The 19,784-nt window shown below is 65.8% G+C and carries 20 protein-coding genes; 12 read left to right on the forward strand and 8 right to left on the reverse strand.

Features of this window, described 5'->3' with window-relative positions; translation table 11 throughout:
* Positions 1-48 precede the first annotated feature (48 nt).
* Genes CRJ03_RS15450 through CRJ03_RS15460 form a run of 3 tightly spaced genes read right to left on the reverse strand, consistent with a single transcriptional unit; the run spans position 49 to position 2,283 of the window.
* On the reverse strand, positions 49-1,365 hold the full coding sequence (locus tag CRJ03_RS15450; RefSeq protein WP_104019768.1) for an MATE family efflux transporter: 1,317 nt from the start codon (positions 1,363-1,365) through the stop codon (positions 49-51).
* Positions 1,358-1,867 (reverse strand): PaaI family thioesterase, encoded by a 510-nt coding sequence (locus tag CRJ03_RS15455; RefSeq protein ID WP_104019769.1) that lies wholly within the window; start codon positions 1,865-1,867, stop codon positions 1,358-1,360. Before CRJ03_RS15455 ends, CRJ03_RS15450 begins: the two co-directional genes overlap by 8 nt.
* Positions 1,867-2,283, reverse strand: coding sequence for a PaaI family thioesterase (locus CRJ03_RS15460; protein WP_104019770.1), 417 nt, complete (start codon positions 2,281-2,283; stop codon positions 1,867-1,869). The genes CRJ03_RS15455 and CRJ03_RS15460 overlap by 1 nt, the downstream gene beginning before the upstream one ends.
* Positions 2,284-2,407: 124 nt before the next feature.
* Between CRJ03_RS15460 and CRJ03_RS15465 the strand changes: the two genes are divergently transcribed.
* The 9 genes from CRJ03_RS15465 to CRJ03_RS15505 all read left to right on the forward strand — a co-directional run bounded on the left by CRJ03_RS15465 (position 2,408) and on the right by CRJ03_RS15505 (position 12,107).
* Positions 2,408-3,559 carry a putative manganese transporter gene (locus CRJ03_RS15465; RefSeq protein ID WP_240611696.1) on the forward strand — a complete coding sequence of 384 codons (1,152 nt, stop codon included), beginning with the start codon at positions 2,408-2,410 and terminating at the stop codon, positions 3,557-3,559.
* A 63-nt stretch (positions 3,560-3,622) separates the two neighbouring features.
* A complete protein-coding gene (locus CRJ03_RS15470) occupies positions 3,623-3,991 on the forward strand; it encodes a MerR family transcriptional regulator (RefSeq protein WP_104019771.1) in 369 nt (122 codons plus the stop codon).
* 161 nt (positions 3,992-4,152) lie between these two features.
* Positions 4,153-4,554: a MerR family transcriptional regulator gene (locus tag CRJ03_RS15475; protein WP_104019772.1), complete on the forward strand. Its 402-nt coding sequence runs from the start codon at positions 4,153-4,155 to the stop codon at positions 4,552-4,554.
* A 38-nt stretch (positions 4,555-4,592) separates the two neighbouring features.
* The gene (locus CRJ03_RS15480; protein ID WP_104019773.1) at positions 4,593-6,371 is read left to right on the forward strand and encodes an acyl-CoA dehydrogenase C-terminal domain-containing protein; all 1,779 of its coding nucleotides are present in this window, start codon (positions 4,593-4,595) and stop codon (positions 6,369-6,371) included.
* Between the two features lie 25 nt (positions 6,372-6,396).
* Positions 6,397-6,609, forward strand: a complete 213-nt coding sequence (locus tag CRJ03_RS15485; protein WP_104019774.1) for a hypothetical protein — start codon at positions 6,397-6,399, stop codon at positions 6,607-6,609.
* Between the two features lie 23 nt (positions 6,610-6,632).
* Positions 6,633-7,766 carry an acyl-CoA dehydrogenase family protein gene (locus CRJ03_RS15490; RefSeq protein WP_104019775.1) on the forward strand — a complete coding sequence of 378 codons (1,134 nt, stop codon included), beginning with the start codon at positions 6,633-6,635 and terminating at the stop codon, positions 7,764-7,766.
* A gap of 268 nt (positions 7,767-8,034) precedes the next feature.
* Positions 8,035-8,670, forward strand: a complete 636-nt coding sequence (locus tag CRJ03_RS15495; protein WP_104019776.1) for a glutathione S-transferase family protein — start codon at positions 8,035-8,037, stop codon at positions 8,668-8,670.
* A gap of 14 nt (positions 8,671-8,684) precedes the next feature.
* Positions 8,685-9,896: an acetyl-CoA C-acetyltransferase gene (locus CRJ03_RS15500; protein ID WP_104019777.1), complete on the forward strand. Its 1,212-nt coding sequence runs from the start codon at positions 8,685-8,687 to the stop codon at positions 9,894-9,896.
* A gap of 15 nt (positions 9,897-9,911) precedes the next feature.
* Positions 9,912-12,107 carry a 3-hydroxyacyl-CoA dehydrogenase NAD-binding domain-containing protein gene (locus CRJ03_RS15505; RefSeq protein WP_104019778.1) on the forward strand — a complete coding sequence of 732 codons (2,196 nt, stop codon included), beginning with the start codon at positions 9,912-9,914 and terminating at the stop codon, positions 12,105-12,107.
* Positions 12,108-12,149: 42 nt separating this feature from the next.
* Here the strand turns inward: CRJ03_RS15505 and CRJ03_RS15510 are convergent, their stop codons facing one another.
* Both CRJ03_RS15510 and CRJ03_RS15515 read right to left on the reverse strand, forming a co-directional pair.
* Positions 12,150-12,806: a Hint domain-containing protein gene (locus tag CRJ03_RS15510; protein ID WP_129590300.1), complete on the reverse strand. Its 657-nt coding sequence runs from the start codon at positions 12,804-12,806 to the stop codon at positions 12,150-12,152.
* Between the two features lie 160 nt (positions 12,807-12,966).
* On the reverse strand, positions 12,967-13,617 hold the full coding sequence (locus CRJ03_RS15515; protein ID WP_104019780.1) for a carbonic anhydrase: 651 nt from the start codon (positions 13,615-13,617) through the stop codon (positions 12,967-12,969).
* 190 nt (positions 13,618-13,807) lie between these two features.
* On the opposite strand from CRJ03_RS15515, the gene CRJ03_RS15520 reads away from it, so the two are divergent.
* The 3 genes from CRJ03_RS15520 (at position 13,808) to CRJ03_RS15530 (ending at position 16,368) form a co-directional block, all read left to right on the forward strand.
* Positions 13,808-14,152, forward strand: coding sequence for a hypothetical protein (locus CRJ03_RS15520; RefSeq protein ID WP_240611697.1), 345 nt, complete (start codon positions 13,808-13,810; stop codon positions 14,150-14,152).
* Positions 14,153-14,239: 87 nt separating this feature from the next.
* A complete protein-coding gene (locus tag CRJ03_RS15525; protein ID WP_104019782.1) occupies positions 14,240-15,619 on the forward strand; it encodes a leucyl aminopeptidase family protein in 1,380 nt (459 codons plus the stop codon).
* Positions 15,616-16,368 (forward strand): C40 family peptidase, encoded by a 753-nt coding sequence (locus CRJ03_RS15530; protein WP_104019783.1) that lies wholly within the window; start codon positions 15,616-15,618, stop codon positions 16,366-16,368. The genes CRJ03_RS15525 and CRJ03_RS15530 overlap by 4 nt, the downstream gene beginning before the upstream one ends.
* Here CRJ03_RS15530 and CRJ03_RS15535 read toward each other — a convergent pair.
* The 3 genes from CRJ03_RS15535 to CRJ03_RS15545 form a co-directional block, all read right to left on the reverse strand.
* A complete protein-coding gene (locus CRJ03_RS15535; protein WP_104019784.1) occupies positions 16,352-17,266 on the reverse strand; it encodes a DMT family transporter in 915 nt (304 codons plus the stop codon). The genes CRJ03_RS15530 and CRJ03_RS15535 overlap by 17 nt on opposite strands.
* Before the next feature lie 192 nt (positions 17,267-17,458).
* Positions 17,459-19,090 (reverse strand): MFS transporter, encoded by a 1,632-nt coding sequence (locus CRJ03_RS15540; protein ID WP_104019785.1) that lies wholly within the window; start codon positions 19,088-19,090, stop codon positions 17,459-17,461.
* On the reverse strand, positions 19,087-19,761 hold the full coding sequence (locus tag CRJ03_RS15545) for a thiamine diphosphokinase (RefSeq protein WP_104019786.1): 675 nt from the start codon (positions 19,759-19,761) through the stop codon (positions 19,087-19,089). Before CRJ03_RS15545 ends, CRJ03_RS15540 begins: the two co-directional genes overlap by 4 nt.
* Between the last annotated feature and the right edge of the window lie 23 nt (positions 19,762-19,784).

The raw sequence follows: 19,784 nt of genomic DNA on the forward strand, positions 1-19,784 counted from the left end.
TCTTATGAAGGTGGCGGCGAGCCATTCGCCGTCCGACCCGGTCCAGCTCTACCCCATACCCCGCTCCAGCGCCGGGTAGCGCCGCCAAAGCGTGACCCCGCGTGCCACGAAGCTGAAAAGCAGCGCCGCCCACAGCCCGTGATTGCCGAAGGCGGGCACCAGAACGGCCACGGCCAGCACATAGAGTGCGAGGCTCAGCGCCATCATGTTGCGCATGTCCCCGGTGCGTGTTGCGCCGATGAACACCCCGTCCAGCATGAAGGGCGCGAGCCCCAGCAACGGCGCGGCCACCGCGTAGGGCAAGAACACCCGTGCCTCGACGCGCACCTCGGGCGCGGTGGTCATCAGGTCGATTGCCGCGCCGCCGAACAGCGCATATACCGACGCAATACCGACACAAAACAGCAGGGCCCAAAGGCTCGCCAGCACCGCGCCCCGCCGCAGCCCCCCGAGATTGCGCGCCCCAAAGGCCTGCCCGACGATGGCCTCGGCGGCGAAGGCAAAGCCGTCGAGCGCATGCGCGGTTACGTTGAGAAACTGCATCAACACCTGGTTGGCCGCCAGCGTCACGTCGCCGAACCCCGCGCCGAGAAACAGGAACGACACGAAGATCGCCTGCAACATCAGCGAGCGCAGCAGGATATCGCCGTTGACCGCAGCCATCACCCGCAGCCGCGCGGGATCGAACACGCGCGGCCAATCGCGCCAGGCAGGCACGCCAAAGGCATCGCGGCAGAACCACAGGCCCAGCGCCAGCCCGCCCCATTCGGCAATCACCGTGGCGCGCGCCACGCCCTCGACCCCCCAGTCGAGCCCTAGTACGAACCAGACGTCTAGGCCCACGTTGACGCCGTTCATCAGCACCTGAATGGCCAGCACCGCGCGGGTGCGTTCCTGCGCGATGAGCCAGCCGGTCATGCCGAAGATCGCGATCATCGCAGGCGCCGACCAGACGCGGATTGCCATGTAGGAGTGCGCCAGCCCCTCTACCTCGTCACTCCCAGGCGCGACGAGAAACGCGGCCGCAAAGAGCGGCCCCTGCAACGCGATCACCGCTGCGCCCCCTGCCAGCCCGATCATCAGAGCGCGCGTCAAGAGCGCCGCCACCTCGCCCGCCTGTCCCGCGCCGCGCGCCTGGCTGGTCAGGCCCGTGGTGCCCATCCTGAGAAACCCGAACACCCAGTAGATCGCGGTCAGGATCACGGCGCCGAGGCCAACTGCCCCAATCGGTGCCGCCTCGCCCAATTGCCCCACCACGCCGGTATCCACCGCGCCGAGGATCGGCACCGTGGCGTTGGAGATCACGATGGGAATGGCGATTTTCAGGACGCGGGCATGGGTGACCGCGCGGGCGGTCTCAGTCATCGCGGCGCGGCATCAGGAAATGGCCCGTCGCCTGCGCGATGGGGCGAGAACGATTGTCCTGCCACGCCTCTACCCGGACACTGGCATAGCGCCGCCCCGAGCGGTTGACCTGCGCGCGCGCATAGGCATCGCGCGGCAGCCCCGAACGCAGGTAATCGACGGTGAAATCTATGGTCTTGGGCAGGCGTGGCAGGCTGCCCCCGGCCAGCGTCTCGGGATCGACCGCGCCGCTCTCTATCTCTTCCCACAGCATCGACCAGCTCAGCCCGATGATCGCCGTAATCTCGAGAAATGCCGCCGTCGCCCCGCCATGCAGGGCGGGCAGGAGCGGGTTGCCGATGAGCTTTTCGTCGAACGGCATTACTGCGGTCAGTTCGTCCCCGCGCCGTTCGAATTCGACGCCGAGGAAGCGGATATAAGGCACGCCGTCCACCAGCGCCTTGAGCGCGGCGTCGCGGCGTTGCTTGACCACCTGCACCGGTTCGGGTTGGGGCCGCGCCATCACGCGCCCTCCACGGTAAAGGTGCCGGTGGCGGTGGCCACGGGGCGGTCCGCGTCGTCATCCATCGCGCGGGCGCGCACGAAGGCCACCGAGCGGGTGACGTGATAGCATTCCGCCTCGGCGCGGATCGCCTGCCCCGGCACGGCAGGGCGCATGTAGTCGATGCGCAGATCAATGGTGGCAGTGCCGCCGGGCGAGGCGGGATGGCTCATCGCCGCCGCCCCACAGCAGGTGTCCATCAGCGCCGAGACCGCGCCGCCATGAATCACCCCCGTCTCCGGGTCGCCGACGAGGCGCGCGTCGTAATCCATCTCGATCCGCGCCGTGCCCTGGCCCATCGTGATCAGGCGCATGCCCAGCGCGCGCGCGTGCGGCAGGGCCTCCATGAAGTCGCGGACCGGATCGGTATCGCTCATCTCGACTCTCCGCGGTGGTGCAGGCCGCATTCGGACCGTGGGCCACGTTATTCGATCTTGACGGGGCCGCTTCAACCCCCTATTTCCGCAATTGATAATTATTCGCAACAAAATGGGTCCCGGGATGAGCATGGACAGCACCGCCTGCGACGCCACCACCACCACCACGCCCCGGTTCGGACAGCCGCTGCGTCCGGGGCGGCTGCTCGTGGCGCTGATGCTTCTGGCGTTCGCGCTGATGCCGGGCGCGTTCGGCACGGTCACGCGCGAGATGATGGTAGACGCCTATGTGCAGGTCTCGGCCTTCGTCGCCGCGACCCTGCTGCTGTTCTACGGGTCCGAGCGGGTCTTTCGGTTCAACATCGGTACGGTGCTGAGCACGGCGCGCGGGGCGCAGGTGCCGCTGGCCGCGCTGATGGGGGCGACGCCGGGCTGCGGTGGGGCGGTCGTCGTGGTTGCCGCCTACAGTTCCGGGCATGTGACTTTCGGCGCGGTGGTCGCGACCCTGACCGCGACGATGGGCGATGCGGCCTTCCTGCTGATCGCGACGCGGCCCGAGGTCGCCGCGGTGGTCCTGCCGCTATCCTTTGTCGTGGGGATCGTGTCTGGCTGGCTCATCGATGGGCTGCGGCTCGCCCCGATCACCGCGCGCCGCGCGGGGACCGGTGATCTCGTCCCCCTCATCGGACGGCTTCGGCGCCGCGATCTGGCGTTCCTGGCGGTCGCGGTGCCAGGGCTGGTCATGGGCGTCACGCAACTCACCGGGGCCGAGATCGGTGCCGTCTTCGGCGACCGCACTGTCGCGGCCGTGGGGCTTACCGGCACCGCCATCGGCCTTGCCATCTGGGCCACCTCGTCGCTGACGGCCATGACCAACAGCGGCGACGCGCCGGTCACGCGCATGGCAGAGGAAACCTCGTTCATCTCGGTCTGGGTGATCGGTGCCTACCTGGCCTATGAATACCTCGCCGCCTTTGGCGGGCTCGACCTCGAGACCATGTTTGCCACGGTCGCGCCGCTCTTGCCGCTGATCGGTGTGCTCATCGGATTCGTGCCCGGTTGCGGGCCGCAGGTGTTGGTGACGACGCTCTACATCAACGGGCTGATCCCGTTCTCTGCGCTCATGGGCAACGCCATCTCCAACGACGGAGACGCGCTGTTCCCGGCCATCGCGATCGACCCGCGCGCGGCGGTGCTGGCGACGGCCTATTCCGCGGTGCCGGCGCTTATCGTGGCCTATGGCTTTTTCTTCCTCGCGCCGGGCTTTCTCAACTGACGACGGCATTGACGCCGCGCGTGACAGGCATAAGCTCGGGGCCTGGAACGGGGGAGCGACCACATGGCGGAGACGCGGCTGTCCTTCAAGGAAATGTGCGCGAAGTTCGACGTGACGCCACGCACCCTGCGCTATTACGAGTATATCGAGCTGTTGCAGCCCGAGCGCGAGGGGCGCGCGCGCTGGTATGGGCCGCGCGAATGCGCGCGCATGACGCTGATCCTGCGCGGCCGGAAATTCGGCTTTGTGCTCGAGGAAATCCGGCAATGGCTGCTCATCTACGAAAAGGAAGGCACCGAGCCTCAGATGCGCCAGTGGATCGAGCTGGCCGACCGCCAGCTTGCCGAGCTGGCGGAACAGCGCCGCCAGATCGATGAGGCGATGGACGAACTCATGGCGCTGCGCGACGAGACCGCGGCCAGCCTCGGGTGATGCGTGGCTAAGAAAATTGCCGTGCTGCGCAATTGACCTTGCTTGATCTTACGTCAACACAAAAGTGACGTGACGTATCAGTTACGTAAAGCGGCACGCCTGTTGTAACGGTGGGACCGGAGGCGCAGATTGTCGGTAGACGATGCGCAAGAGGCCCCGCCATGACCGATGACGTAATGACAATCCGGCAGATGTGCGATGCGTTCGACGTAACGCCACGCACCCTGCGATTCTACGAATCCAAGGAGCTGCTGTCGCCTGTCCGGCAGGGCCAGCGGCGGCTCTTTACCCGGCGCGACCGTGCCCGGCTCAAGCTCATCCTGCGGGGCAAGCGCTTTGGCTTCAGCCTCGAGGATCTGCGCCAGTTGCTCGATCTCTACGACCGGGGCGATCAGCAATACACGCAGATCGCCGCCGCCTACGAGGTCGCGCGCGAGCGGCTTGCCGACATGGAACGCCAGCGCGCCGAGCTCGACACCGCAATCGCCGAGCTGCGCGAACAGATGACATGGGGCGAGCGGATGCTTGCCTCGCTAAAGGACAACCGCGACGCCGCCGAGTGACACCGGCCCGGCCATTACTTTTTGGGAGAGACAACCAGATGCCAAGCTACACCGCACCCACCCGCGACATGCAGTTCATCCTGCATGACGTGCTGAACGTGTCGCAGCAGGACATTCCGGGTTATGCCGAGCTTGAGCCCGACTTCACCGGCGCGGTGCTGGAAGAGGCGGGCAAGATTTCCTCCGAGGTGCTCGCGCCGCTAAACCCGGTCGGTGATACCGAGGGCTGTGTGCTGGAAAACGGCGTGGTGCGGACGCCCAAGGGCTTCAAGGAGGCCTTCGACCAGGTGCGCGAGGGCGGCTGGCCCGCGCTCGACCTGCCTGAGGAATATGGCGGGCAGAACATGCCCTATATCCTCGGAACGGCGGTGGGCGAGATGTTTTCGGCCGCCAACCAGGCCTTCACCATGTATCACGGACTAACCCACGGCGCGGCCTCGGCGATCCTCGCGCATGGCTCGGACCAGCAAAAGACCACCTACCTGCCGAAAATGGCCAGTTGCGACTGGACCGGCACGATGAACCTGACCGAGCCGCATTGCGGCACCGATCTGGGCCTGATGCGCACCAAGGCCGAACCGCAGGAAGATGGCAGCTACAAGGTGACGGGGCAGAAGATCTTCATCTCGTCGGGTGAGCATGACATGACCGACAACATCATCCACCTGGTGCTGGCCAAGATCCCCGGCGGGCCCGAGGGGATCAAGGGCGTGTCGCTCTTCATCGTGCCCAAGTTCCTCGTGAACGAGGATGGCAGCCTCGGCGACCGCAACGGCGTTTCCTGCGGCAAGATCGAGGAAAAGATGGGGATTCACGGCAATTCCACCTGCGTGATGAACTATGACGGCGCGACGGGCTATTTGCTGGGCGAGAAACACAAGGGCATGCGCGCCATGTTCACCATGATGAACGAGGCCCGCATCGGTGTCGGCATGCAGGGGCTCGCGCAGGCAGAGGTCGCCTACCAGAACGCGCTCGCCTATGCCAAGGACCGGCTCCAGGGCCGCGCGGTGACCGGCGCGGAAAATCCCGATGGGCCCGCCGACCCGCTGATCGTGCATCCCGATATCCGCCGCTCGCTGATGGACCAGAAGAGCTTTATCGAGGGCGCGCGCGCCTTCATGCTCTGGGGCGCGGAACTCATCGACCGCTCGCATCGCGGCGAGGACGAGGCTGCCGAGGGGCTGATTTCGCTGATGACGCCCGTCATCAAGGGGTTCCTGACCGACGAGGGCTACGACATGACCGTGCTGGCACAGCAGGTCTATGGCGGGCACGGCTATATCGAGGAATGGGGCATGTCGCAATTCACCCGCGACGCTCGCATCGCGATGATCTACGAGGGGGCCAATGGCGTGCAGGCGCTCGACTTGGTCGGGCGCAAGCTGACCTCCGATAGCGGCAAGCACGTCATGGCCTTCTTTGACATGGTCAAGGGTTTCCTCAAGGAGAACGAGGGCGACGAGGCTCTGAAAAAGGAGTTCCTCGACCCGCTCAAGGCCGCGTCCAAGGACCTTCAGGCTTCGGCGATGTTCTTCATGCAGAACGGCGTGAAGAACCCCAACGCGGCGCTGTCCGGATCATATGATTTCATGCACCTTTTTGGCCATGTCTGCCTTGGGCTGATGTGGGCGCGAATGGCCAAGGCGGCGCATGCGGCACTGGATGCTGGTACGTCCGATGAGACGTTCTACCGCGCCAAGCTTGCCACGGGCCGCTTCTACATGCAGCGTCGCCTGCCCGCGACCGCGCTGCACCTCGCCCGCATCGAAAGTGGCGCGGAGCCGGTGATGGCTCTGGAAGCGGAGGCTTTCTGAGGAAACGACCGGGAGGGAGGACACCATGCCCAAGCGCTTTCGCCTCACCCGCCGCTTCAACGCGGCGATGACCGAGGACGGCTATCGTCGGTTACGAAAATTCGCGGCCGAGGCGGGGCTGGACGAGGGCGAAGCGCTGTCTTTCCTCTTCGAGAATTTCGACAGCGTGATCGACGAGGACACGTTCGCGCACCGGCTGCGCATATTCAATTCGGAGCTTGAGGCGCGCAAACGCTGAGCGAGGGAAAGGGAGGCCCGGCCATGACATGGATGACGGACGAGCACCGGATGCTCGGCGAGATGACGGCGAAATTCATCAACGATGAATGGCGCCCGCATTACGAGCGCTGGCGCAAGGCAGGCATCATGGACCGCGAGACCTGGCAGCAGGCGGGTGAGCTGGGCCTGCTCTGCCCCTCTATCCCCGAGGAATACGGCGGTGCGGGCGGCGATTTCGGGCACGAGGCGGTGATCTGCATCGAACAGAGCCGCGCCAACCTCGCAAGTTGGGGCAATCCGATCCATTCCGGCATCGTCGCGCATTACATCCTCGCCTACGGCTCCGAGGAGCAGAAGAAGACATGGCTGCCGAAAATGGTCTCGGGCGAGATGGTCGGTGCCCTCGCCATGACCGAGCCCGCCGCCGGATCGGATGTGCAGGGGATCAAGACCCGCGCCGTGCGCGACGGCAACGCTTACCGCCTTTCGGGACAAAAGACCTTCATCACCAATGGCCAGCACGCCGACCTGATCATCGTTGCGGCCAAGACCGACCCGAAGGAGGGCGCAAAGGGCATCTCGCTTGTCGTGGTCGAAACCGAGGGCGCGACAGGTTTCGCGCGGGGGTGCAACCTCGAAAAGGTGTGGCTGCACGCGGGCGACACGTCCGAGTTGTTCTTCGACAATGTCGAAATACCGCCCGAGAACATCCTCGGGCAGGAAGAGGGGCGCGGCTTCTACCAGATGATGGAGCAACTGCCGCAGGAACGTCTGATCATCGCCTGCGGCGCGCAAGGTGCGATGGAAGGCGCAGTGGAGCGCACGATTTCATATTGCAAGGAGCGCCAGGCCTTCGGCGGCCCGATCCTGCAATTCCAGAACACCCGCTTCAAACTGGCCGAATGTCAGACGAAAACCGCCGTGTGCCGCGCCTTCATGGACGAATGCATTGCCGAGCACATGCGCGGCGAGCTGAGCGTGGAAAAGGCCGCGATGGCGAAATACTGGCTGACGGATGCGCAGGGCGAGGTGCTGGATGAGTGCCTGCAACTGCATGGCGGCTATGGCTACATGCAGGAATACGACATCGCCGAGATGTGGGCCGATGCCCGGGTGCAGCGCATCTATGGCGGCACCAACGAGATCATGAAAGAGCTGATCGCGAGGGCGCTGTGATGGTCTGGGCCGTGGTGCATATGGCCGGGGGCGGATGCCTCCGGCGGGGATATTTGGGGCAAGATGAAAGGGCAGAGGTCCACCCTGCCGCGCGCGCGGGCCAATTGGCATCAGGCGCTGCGACAGGGCTTCACCTTGCACGTCCATCGGCTTCCCAGCCTGTAACGCGAGACCATCAAACCGCATCAACCCTAATTAATGATGAACAACTCCAAACTTCATCTTGCCAAAAATATCCAAATCCAACACCCCCACAGGGAGCCACGCCATGACCATCAAACTCCACTGCTTCGGCGAGAGCGGCAACGCTTACAAGGCGGCGCTGGCGCTGGAGCTTTCCGGCCTCAACTGGGAACCGGTCTTCGTCGATTTCTTTGGCGGCGAGACGCGCGGCGAGGATTTCCGTGAAATCAACGTGATGGGCGAGGTGCCGGTGCTGGTGGACGGGGACACCACCTTGACGCAATCGGGCGTCATACAGATGTACATAACGGAAAAGACTGGAAAATTCGGCGGCACGACGCCGCAGGAGGCGCGCGAGGTGATGCGCTGGATGTTCTGGGACAATCACAAGCTCAGCTCGCAGGCGGGGACGACGCGGTTCCTCATGAACTTCCTGCCCGAGGAGAAGCGCCCCCAAGAGGTGATCGGTTTCATGCAGGGCCGGCTCAAGGCGGCCTACACCGCCCTCGACGCGCATCTGAGAGGCCGCGACTGGATCGTGGGCGCGGCACCCACCAATGCCGATCTGAGCTGCTGCGGCTACCTCTTCTACCCGGAACCTTTCGGCTTTGATCGCGAGGACTGGACCGAAATCGACCGGTGGCTCTCGAATATAGAGGGCCTGCCGGGTTGGAAACACCCCTATGACCTGATGCCCGGCAGCCCCGCTGACCGCGCCTGACAAAGGAGACGGAGATGACAGACGCCTATATCTACGACGCCGTGCGCTCACCCCGCGGCAAGGGCCGCAAGGATGGCGCCCTGCACGAGGTGACGAGCGCCCGCCTCTCGGCGCATGTGCTCAACGCGCTGAGAGAGCGCAACGGCCTTGACGGCCATGCCGTCGAGGACGTGATCTGGGGCAATGCCACGCAGGTTATGGAGCAGGGCGGCTGTCTTGCGCGCACCGCCGTGCTGGCCTCTGATTTGGATGAGCGCATCCCCGGCCTGTCGATCAACCGCTTCTGTGCGAGCGGCATGGAGGCCGTGAACCTCGCCGCCAACCAGGTGCGCGCAGGCGCCGGTGACGGCTACATAGCGGGCGGGGTCGAGATGATGGGCCGGGTCGCCATGGGCAGCGATGGGGCGGCTATCGCCGTCGATCCGAGCATCGCCATGAAGACCTATTTCGTGCCGCAGGGCATCTCGGCCGACATCATCGCCACCGAATACGGCTTCTCGCGCGACGACGCCGACGCGCTCGCCGTGGAATCGCAACGCCGTGCTGCTGAGGCCTGGGGCGACCGGCGCTTCGACCGGTCGATCATCGAGATCAGGGACCAGAACGGCCTGTCGATTCTCGACCATGACGAGCACATGCGCCCCGGCACCGACATGCAATCGCTTGGCGCGCTCAAGCCCAGCTTCAAGGAGATGGGCGAGGTGATGCCGGGCTTCGATGCCGTGGCCAAGCTGAAATACCCCCATCTCGAGGCGATCAACCACATCCACCACGCCGGGAACTCGTCCGGCATCGTCGACGGGGCGGCGGGCGTGCTCGTGGGCAGTAAGGCGTTCGGCGAGAAATGGGGCCTGACACCCCGCGCCCGCGTCCGCCAGACCACCAAGATCGGCACCGATCCGACGATCATGCTGACCGGGCCAGTGCCTGCCACCGAAAAGGCGCTGAAAGACAGCGGCATGGCGATTTCGGATATCGATCTTTTCGAGGTCAACGAGGCGTTCTCCGCCGTCGTCCTGCGCTTCATGCAGGCGTTCGACGTGGATCATTCACGTGTGAACGTCAATGGCGGGGCCATCGCCATGGGCCACCCGCTGGGGGCCTCGGGGGCGATCATCATCGGCACGCTTCTGGATGAGCTGGAGCGCACTGGCAAGGGTGTGGGGCTCGCCACGCTCTGCGTCGCGTCGGGCATGGGTGCCGCCACCATCATCGAACGCGTGTAAGGGGAGACTGCGACAATGACCGATTTCACCATGGAAAAAGGCGCCGACGGCGTCGCGATCATCACTTGGGACACGGCTGGCAAGTCTATGAACGTGATGAATTCCCAGGGCTTTCTCGACCTCGAGGCGCTGATCGACGACGCGCTCGCGGATGATGCCGTCAAGGGCGTGATCCTGACCTCCGGCAAGGAAGGGTCTTTCGCCGGGGGCATGGATCTCAACATCATCGCCAAGATGCGGGACGATGCGGGCGATGAGCCTGCCAAGGGTCTCTTCGAGGGCGTGATGGGCATGCATGCCATCCTGCGCAAGATCGAGCGCGCGGGCATGGACGACAAGAACAAGGGCGGCAAGCCGATTGCCGCCGCCCTGCCGGGCACGGCGCTCGGCATCGGGCTCGAGATTCCGCTCGCCTGCCACCGCATCTTTGCCGCCGACAACGCATCGGCCAAGATCGGCCTGCCCGAGATCATGGTCGGCATCTTTCCCGGCGCGGGCGGCACCACGCGGCTGGTGCGCAAGCTGGGGGCCATGGGGGCCTCGCCGCTCTTGCTCGAAGGCAAGCTGAACGACCCGAAGAAGGCCAAGTCCGCCGGAGTGGTGGACGAGGTCGTGCCCGCCGACGAGCTGCTCGACAAGGCCCGCGAATGGGTGCTGTCGAACCCGTCCATCGTCAAGCCGTGGGACGAGAAGGGCTACAAGATGCCCGGCGGCGCGCCCTATCACCCGGCGGGATTCATGACCTTCGTGGGCGCCTCCGCCATGGTCAATGGCAAGACCCAAGGCGCGTTCCCGGCGGCCAAGGCGCTCCTGTCTGCTGTCTACGAAGGCGCGCTCGTGCCGTTTGATACCGCGCTGAAGATCGAGGCGCGCTGGTTCACCCATGTGTTGATGGACCCGAGTTCCAGCGCCATGATCCGCTCGCTCTTCATCAACAAGGAGGCACTGGAGAAGGGCGCAAACCGCCCCGATGCCCCCGACCAGAAGGTGCGCAAGCTCGGTGTGCTGGGTGCGGGCATGATGGGCGCGGGCATCACGCTCGTCTCGGCGCAGGCCGGGATGGAGGTTGTGCTCATCGACCAGAGCCAGGAGGCGGCCGAGCGCGGCAAATCCTACACTGCCGATTACATGGACAAGGGCATCAAGCGCGGCAAGGCCACCGAGGACAAGAAGGCCGAGATGCTGGACCGCATCACCGCCACCACCGATTACGGTGCGCTCAAGGGCTGTGACCTGATCATCGAGGCGGTGTTCGAGGACCCGGGCATCAAGGCCGAGGCCACGAAGAAGGCGCTCGCGGAGGTGGACGAAAACTGCATCTTCGCCACCAATACCTCGACCCTGCCAATCACCGATCTGGCGCAGGCCAGCGACCGGCCAGAGGATTTCATCGGCATCCACTTCTTCTCGCCGGTGGAAAAGATGTATCTCGTCGAGATCATCAAGGGGCAGGCGACCGGCCCGCGCGCCGTGGCAAAGGCACTTGATTACGTGCGCCAGATCCGGAAGACGCCCATCGTCGTCAATGACGCGCGGTTCTTCTACTGCAACCGCTGTATCATCCCCTACATCAACGAAGGCATCCGCATGGTGGCCGAGGGCGTGGCCCCTGCGCTGATCGACAATGCCGCGCGGCAATTGGGCTTCCCGGTCGGGCCGCTGCAACTGGTCGACGAGACCTCGATCGACCTCGGCGCAAAGATCGCACGGGCGACCAGGGCGGCGATGGGAGACGACTATCCCGACGAGGCCGTGGACGAGGTGATCTTCTGGATGGAGGGCGAGGGACGGCTCGGCCGCAAGGCGGGTGCCGGGTTCTTCGACTACGATGAAAAGGGCAAGCGGCAGGGCTATTGGCCGGGCCTCGTCGAGAAATACCCCCGCGCCGAGGAACAGCCCGATCTCATCGAGGTGCAGCACCGCCTGATGTTCGCGCAGGTGCTCGAGGCGGTGCGCGCGTTCGAGGATGGCGTACTCGAGGATATCCGCGAGGGTGACGTGGGCGCGATCCTTGCCTGGGGCTTCGCCCCGTGGTCGGGCGGACCCTTCTCTTGGCTCGACATCATTGGCACGCCCTATGCGGCCGAGCGCTGCGACCAACTGACCGCCAGATTCGGCCCCCGCTTCACCACGCCGGCGCTGTTGCGCGAGATGGCCGACAAGGGGCAGGGCTTCTACGCTCGCTTCGGGCAAGAGGCACAGGCGGCCTGAGCCACATGGCCCGGCGCCGAGCCTATCGGGTGCGGCGCCGGGTCAACGCCGCTCCGGAACGCGCGCCGCCTCCAGGTCGCGGCTTTCCTGCGCGGCGAGGAACGCGTCGGCCTCTCCGGCGTCGAGATGGCGGATCATGCGCCCCCCGATCACTGACCGCAGGCCGTCATCCCCGGCCAGCAGGCTCGCTGTCTGCGTCAGCGGCGGACAAAGGAGCCACGTCCCACCGGCGGCCAGTACGAACTGCTCGGAGCGAAAGACCAGCCGGAACAGGTGCGCGCCGCGGGGCGGGTCCGCCAGGACAATACCTCGAAACCCCGCCAGATCGCCGGCCCGAATCGTGACATGGCCTGTCCCCAGGTGCTGGCGCAGCTCGGTGTCGTGCATCAGCACCCGCATGTCCTGTTGCAGCAGGAACGCTTCGCGATTGCCGAGCGTGTGCGGCGGCACCTCGAGGGGGCGTACCACCGAGGGGCAATCGACGGGGTCGAGCCAGATACGCTCGCGGGTCAGCTCGTCGGGCTTCATCCGGCCTTTGGGGAACACGTGCAGGTGATCGTGGCGATCGATCTTCTCAGCCCTTCGCCAGCCGCCGCGCACGCGTAGCGCCGTGCCCTCGATAAGGCCGGGGGCCCCGCAACGCGCGCATCCGGTCTCGGTCAGTCGTCGAGTGCAAACATGACGGGAAAACGGGAACACGATGCGATCCTCTCGATCGTTTACACTCCCCCATGACGCGAATTATACGCATATAGCTTTCGGAAAACAAGAAAATCCCGCCCTGCACACGCACGCCGACGCAATCTTGGGTTTGCGCCCTGCGCAATCCCGGTCTCCGGCGCCACCAACGAAGCGACCGTCACAGCTGCACGAAGCTGTCCCGGACCGCGTCATACTGCTCGAGTGTGCCGGAGCCAATATCGTGCCACAACCCGTGCAGCGACAGCGCGCCCGTCGCCACCCGCTCGGACACGAAGGGAAAGCTCATCAGGTTCTCGAGCGACACCACCACCGTCTGTCGCTCCAGCGCGTCGAGCTGTGCCGCCTCGTCGTCCACGTTCTTCACGCGCTCATAACCCGGTCGCAGGATTTCCAGCCAACGCCCTACAAAGCTGGTCTTCTGCTCGAGCTCGGGTGCCTGGCCAGAGCACATCTTCTGGCACCCCTTGGCACCGCCGCAGGCGGAATGGCCGATCACGAGGATATGCGCCACCTTCAGCGCGGTGACCGCGAATTCCACCGCCGCCGAGGTGCCGTGCTGTCCGCCATCTGTCTCGTAGGGCGGAACGAGATTGGCGATGTTGCGATGGATGAAGAACTCGCCCTGATCGGCACCGAAGATCGAGGTTACGTGGACGCGGCTGTCGCAGCACGAGATAACCATCGCGCGCGGGTGCTGCCCTTGCTCGGCAAGGTGACGGTACCAGGCCTGGTTCTCGGCATAGCCCGTGGCGCGCCAACCGTGATAGCGCTGCACCAGGTAGGACGGCAGGGGGCGCACATGATCCATGATCGTCTCCAGAGCGGCGGGGCCTGCCCCGATTAAACGGTATTTTCACGGAATTCGAGAGAGAATTGTTGCGCCTGGAAACCATTTGAGAACCGTTGCGCCGCATCCTGCATCCGTCCGTGGGGGCGCGGTAAGTCGATGATCGGGTGAGACAGTGGAACAGGTGACGGCCTTGCAACCGGCAGAACGGGTGCGTCTCGACGCTGACCGTCTCGAGGCGCTTTACATGCAACTTGGCACGCGCGGGGCAGAGGACGTGGTTTGCCGCGCGCTAGAAGAGATCGCTGCGCGGCTTGCGCGTGCCGAGCGAGACTTTCGCGCCGCGCGCTTCGCCGAGATGCGCAAGGGTTGCCGCGGCCTCGTCGGCATGGCCGAGGAGGTAGGCATGCCGCTGATGGCGCGGGTGGCCCGCGACGTGACCGGCTGTATCGATGCGGGCGACGGCACTGCGCTTGGCGCAACATTCGCCCGCCTGTTGCGCATCGCCGAACAGTCGCTTTGCGAGATATGGGACATGCAGGACGGGGCGTTCTGAGGTTGCGCACGCGACCGTCGCGGCGGGGCTTGCAGGCGGCGCAATCCCCGCTAGGCTGCGGCTGAACCCCTGTCCCGGAGACCGCCGATGCCCCTTACCTTTGCCGATCCCGGCACCCAAGCCATCCCGCTGCATGTCATCACCGAGGACGCGCTAGAGACATGGCTCGCGGCACAGCCCGAGGCAACTGCACACTGGCTGCGCGCCACCGGGTTCACTGCCGCGCTTGGCCAAGCCGCACCGGTTCCCGACGGCGCGGGCGGCATCGCTCTCGCGGTGGCGGGCTACGGCACAGAGGCCGCCCGCGCGCGAGGGCGTTTTCACCTCGCCGCCGCCGCGACTGCGCTGCCCGAGGGCACTTACCGCATCGAGGGGCTACCGCCCGAGGCGACCGAGGTAGAGGCGCTCGGCTGGCTGTTGTCGCATTACGCCTTCGACCGCTACCGCGAGCAGGGTTCCGCGAAAGCGCGCCTCGTCGCCCCCGAGGGCGTGGATGCCGCCCGGCTCGAGGTGATCGCCGCCGGCGAGGCGCTGACCCGCGACCTCGTCAACACCCCCGCCGCCGACATGGGCCCCGATGCGCTCGAGACCGCCTGCACCGATCTTGCGGCCCGCTTTGGTGCCCGCGTCGAGGTGGTCTGCGGCGGCGACCTGATCGCGCAAAACTTCCCGATGATCCACGCGGTCGGGCGCGCCGCGGCGCAGGCACCGCGCCTCATCGACATGCGCTGGGGCGACGCGGGGCCTGCGCTTACCCTCGTCGGCAAGGGCGTGTGCTTCGATACCGGCGGGCTCAACCTCAAGCCCGGCAACAGCATGGGGCTGATGAAAAAGGACATGGGCGGCGCGGCTACGGTGCTGGGCGTCGCGCAAATGATCATGACGCTCGGCCTGCCCCTGCGGCTGCGCGTTCTGATCCCTGCGGTGGAAAATGCCGTCAGCGCCACGGCCTTTCGCCCCGGCGACATCCTGACCGCGCGCAATGGCCTGACCGTGGAGGTGAACAACACAGATGCCGAGGGACGGCTTGTGCTCGCCGATGCACTGGCGCTTGGGGCCGAGGACGCCCCCGACCTGATGGTCTCGATGGCCACCCTCACCGGCGCGGCGCGGGTGGCGCTCGGCCCCGACCTCACGCCCTATTACACCGACGACTCGCGGCTCGCTGCCGCGCTCGATAGGGCGGCGGAAAAGGTTGCCGACCCGGTCTGGCGCATGCCTTTTCATGCGCCCTACGAGGCCATGATCGAGCCGGGGATTGCCGATCTCGACAACGCGCCTTCGGGCGGCATGGCGGGCTCGATCACCGCCGCGCTGTTCCTGCGCCGCTTCGCGGGTTGCCTGCGCTATACCCATTTCGACATCTATGCATGGCAGCCCAAGCCCGCGCCCGCCCGGCCCAAGGGCGGCGTCGGCATGGGCGCGCGCGCGCTGCTCGAGGCGCTGCCCGAGGTGCTGGGGCTGTGAGCGAGACGCGCCTCATCGGCTGGCCGCTGGTCGATCTGTGCCGCGCGCCGAACGGTCCGCGCGACCGGCAGCTTCTGATGGGCGAGGCGGTCACTGTCAGGGGGCACCGCGATGGCTGGGCCGAGGTCACGGCGCAGCGCGACGGCTATCCCGGCTTCGTCCCCGAGGCCGCACTCACCCCCGACGCGCCGGTGACGCACCGCGTGCACGCGCGCGCCACCCACCTCTACCCCGCCCCGGATTTCAAAAGCCGCGAGCGTGCGATGCTTAGCCTGGGCGCGCGGCTGGAAGTGCGCGCCGAGACGGACCGCTTTGCCAAGACGCCACATGGGTATGCCCCGAGCGCGCATCTCGCCCCGCTCGATGTACCCGAGACCGATCCCGTCGCGGTGGCCGAGCGGCTCTTGGGCACGCCCTATCTCTGGGGCGGTAATTCCGCCCTTGGCATCGATTGCTCGGGGCTGGTGCAGGTGGCTTGCCTCGCCTGCGCCCTGCCTTGCCCCGGTGACAGCGCCGAGCAGGAGGCCGCGCTCGGACACCCGCTGTCCGAGGACGCCCCCCTGCAACGCGGCGACCTGCTGTTCTGGCGCGGCCATGTCGCCTGGGTCGTGGACCCTGACACGTTGATCCACGCCAACGTCCATCACATGGCCGTGGCATACGAGCCGCTGCAAGACGCCATCGCCCGCATCGAGGCACAAGGCGACGGTCCGGTGACTGCACGCAAACGTCTCAGGGCTGCGGGGTAGGCCGCCGCTCCAGGTGACGCTCGCGCAGGAACACGAACAGTCCCGAGGCCACGATAAGCACGATCCCCGCCACGCTTAGCCCGTCAGGCAGATCGCCGAAGATGTAGAAACCCAACACCGTGGCGCTGACGATTTCCAGGTATTGCAACGGTGCCAGCAGCGAGGCGGGTGCCAGCGACAGCGCGAAGCTCAGGCAGACGTGGCTCAGCGTTGCCACCACACCCAGCGCCACCAGCAGGCGCAGCATGTCGGGCGCCGGCCAGCTTGCATCGAGCGGGGCAAAGCCGCTGCCCTTGAAGACCCAAAGAAGCGGTGCGGCCAGCGCGAGCGCCGCGAGCCCGGTATAGACCTGAAGTGTGATCGGGTGCATCCGCGTGGCCATCTGCCGCGTCAGGATCATGTAGAAGGCGAAACAAAGCGCCGTCACCAGCGGCAGGAACGCCACCGCCCCCACCTCCTGAAAAGACGGCTGGATGATGAGCAGCGCGCCCGCGAACCCCACGCCGCAGGCGATGTAGCGGCGCGGGCCGATGGGCTCGCCCAGAAGCAGGCCGCCCAGCAGCGTCAGGATGAACGGCTCGACGAAGAAGATGGCGATCGCATCGGCAATCGGCATGAAGCGCAGCGCGGTGAAGAAAAAGGCAGTGGCCACCAGCAAGAGTGCGCCGCGCAGAAGGTGGAGCCCGATCTCGCCTCGCCCCGGTCGATGCAGCCAGCCGAAGGCCATTGCCACAGGCAAGAGCAGACCCGCCTGGAACAGGAACCGCGTGGCCGCCACCAGCCCCACGGCGACCGCCCCGCCGATGAGCTTGGCGAAACTGTCCTGGAGCGGAGCCAGAACGCAGAACCCGATCATCAGAAGGATGCCCAGCGACATCCGGCCCGCGTTGTCCATCATGCACCCTCCCCCGGAGTGCCCACCTTCACGAAAATCGCCTGGTTGTCAAAGCCAAGGGCGCACGGGCGGTTGGGGACAGGTTCGACCTCTGGACGGACGCATCGGCCCGGCATCATTGCGTGGCTACCCACAGGGTGCTCAAGAGGCCGCTTCAGGCCGATTGTCGGCCCCACAACACTGTACGTTTCCCGCTCAATCGACGCTTCTGAGCCGCGAGCGCTGTACCAGAGCCACGGCCAGCAACGGGGCCGCCACGGTGATCGCGGTCACGACGATGAGCAGCAGCCCAAGCTGGCTGTAATCGGCGGGGGTGGTGACGGCGCCGGTCTCCGGGTGGGTCACCTCGCGGGTGACGACGAAGACCTGGTTGAGATACTTGGTCAGCAGCGACCCGGCCGAGAGAGCGAGATTGGTGAAGGACGCCATCACCGCGAAGAACGTGGCCTTGAGATCGTCAGGTGCGTTGCGCGCGATCCAGGCCAGCATGGGGATCATCGCGATCTGGCCCAGCGGAGATTCAAGCGCGGTATCCAGGATGGCGATGAAGCGCGCATCCACCACGCCCCCGGTAAGCGCCGATGTTACGTCCTGCACGCCGTAATAGAGCCCGATATTCGGCAGCGACAGCAGCCCGCCCGCGATGGTCAGCACCACCACGATCCAGACAATTGAATTGTTGGCCATGAGCGGGCGCAGGATCACCATACCCACCAGCGTCAGCATCGAGGTAATGAGCGACAGGATAGAGAGGAATTGCTGATCGAACCCCAGTTCGTCGATGGAGAACCAGGTGTAGCCGTCACCGGGCCGCGGGGTGGCCCGGAAGATGAAGACGATGAGCGCCGTGCCGATCAGCGTGCGCGCCTGCGCGACTGGTAGCACGGCGACAAGCTGGCGCATCAGCAGAAGCACGATCGTCAGCGATCCGGCGAAGATGATCTCCTGCCCGTAGGCGATCTCGCTTAGCCCGACGGTGAGCGAGACCGCGACGAACCCCGCGCCGCCGATGAAGTACCACGGGTTGGGTTTTGTGTCCTCTCCCGGTCGCTCGAACAGCGTATCGGCCTCTGCCGGGCTCAGCCCGCCCCGGAGCAACCCCCGGCGCGCGCGCCATTTCTGCATCCCCGCCAGCGCCACGCCCGAGACCGACACCAGCGGAATCGCCAGCGCACTGAGATAGATCGTGGCGTAGACCTGACGCTTGCCCTCGGCGTCCATCGCCTCGATCCCCGAGAACATGGTGATATTGAGCGCCGCCACCGCCACCGTCCCGAGGATCAGGGCAAAGCGGCCCAGCGTCTGCATCGTGGTGTGCAGGGCGCGCGACTCCTCCATCGCGATCTCACGGCCGTCGGCGTCGATGCGCGGCACCGCCTCGACCGACATGGCGTCGGCCACAACGTCCTGGATCACGAGGCCCGAGGGCGCAAGCATGTAGGAGGCGATATACCACGCTGCCATCGGCATGATTGCGGTCATCATCTCGGTCTGCGTAAGCAGGAGGTACATAATGAACACCGACAGTCCGATCAGCCCCGCGCCGACATAGACCAGCAGCCATTTCCACCGCCAGATGATGTCCACGAGGTGTCCCAGCGGCATCTTGAGCGCCCAGGGAAGCCCGGCCCAGAAGGCGAGCCCTGCAAGGTAGGCGGCCGACAGGTCGAGATATTCCTTGACGAAGAAGGTGCCGACGATTGCCGTCAGCCCCGAGAACCCGGCGGCGAAATACACCATGAGCGGCGGCAGGAAGGTCCATCGCATCTGCCGCGCCAGGTCGATTACCACCGCGTTGAACCAGCCTTTGCGCAGTGTCGTGCTCATGTCGGTTCCCAGGTCGCGGTGGCGGACATCAGGGCACGTGCCACGGTCTCCAGCATATTGCCCGGCAACATGACCAGCATCTTGGGTGCGGTAACCGACAGGTTCAACGGCCCAACCGTGCGGTTCGAGGTGCCTACGCGTCCGTCGGGCGCGAAGTTGATCCCGCCGATCGGCCATTCCAGCCCGTCGGACGCTCCTTCCACCGCGCCCATCGGGAATAGTGACACCCGGCAGCCCGGCTCTAACGGCAGATCCAGCACCGGCGGGCAGAGAAACATGAGGTCATGCGCGCCCAGCAGCACGCAGCGCCGCCCGGCGTGGCGCACCAGCGCGTTGCACGCGGCCATCTGGTGGTCGAGCCGGTCGCCGGTGAAACCCAACCCGAGGATCAGCGGCGCGTCGATGTGCGCGAGACACTTGTCAAAATCGGTGCTGTCCTGGTCGTGCAGCGGATGCAGGATGTCATCGGGCAGGCGGGCGCGGGTGGCGGCGCTGATGCTGTCGAAATCGCCGATCACCGCGCGTGGCATAAGCCCGGCCTCAAGCGCTTTATCCGCACCACCATCGGCGGCCACCACCACGGGCGCGAGACTCAGGGCGGCATCAAGATCGGAGCGCGCCACATGCGCACCGCCGATCAGTGTGATTGCCTCCTTTTCGCGAACAATCATTTCCCGTCGCCATTATCGTTGCG

This window comes from Roseovarius nitratireducens (assembly GCF_002925845.1).
In the GTDB taxonomy this organism is placed as follows: domain Bacteria; phylum Pseudomonadota; class Alphaproteobacteria; order Rhodobacterales; family Rhodobacteraceae; genus Roseovarius; species Roseovarius nitratireducens.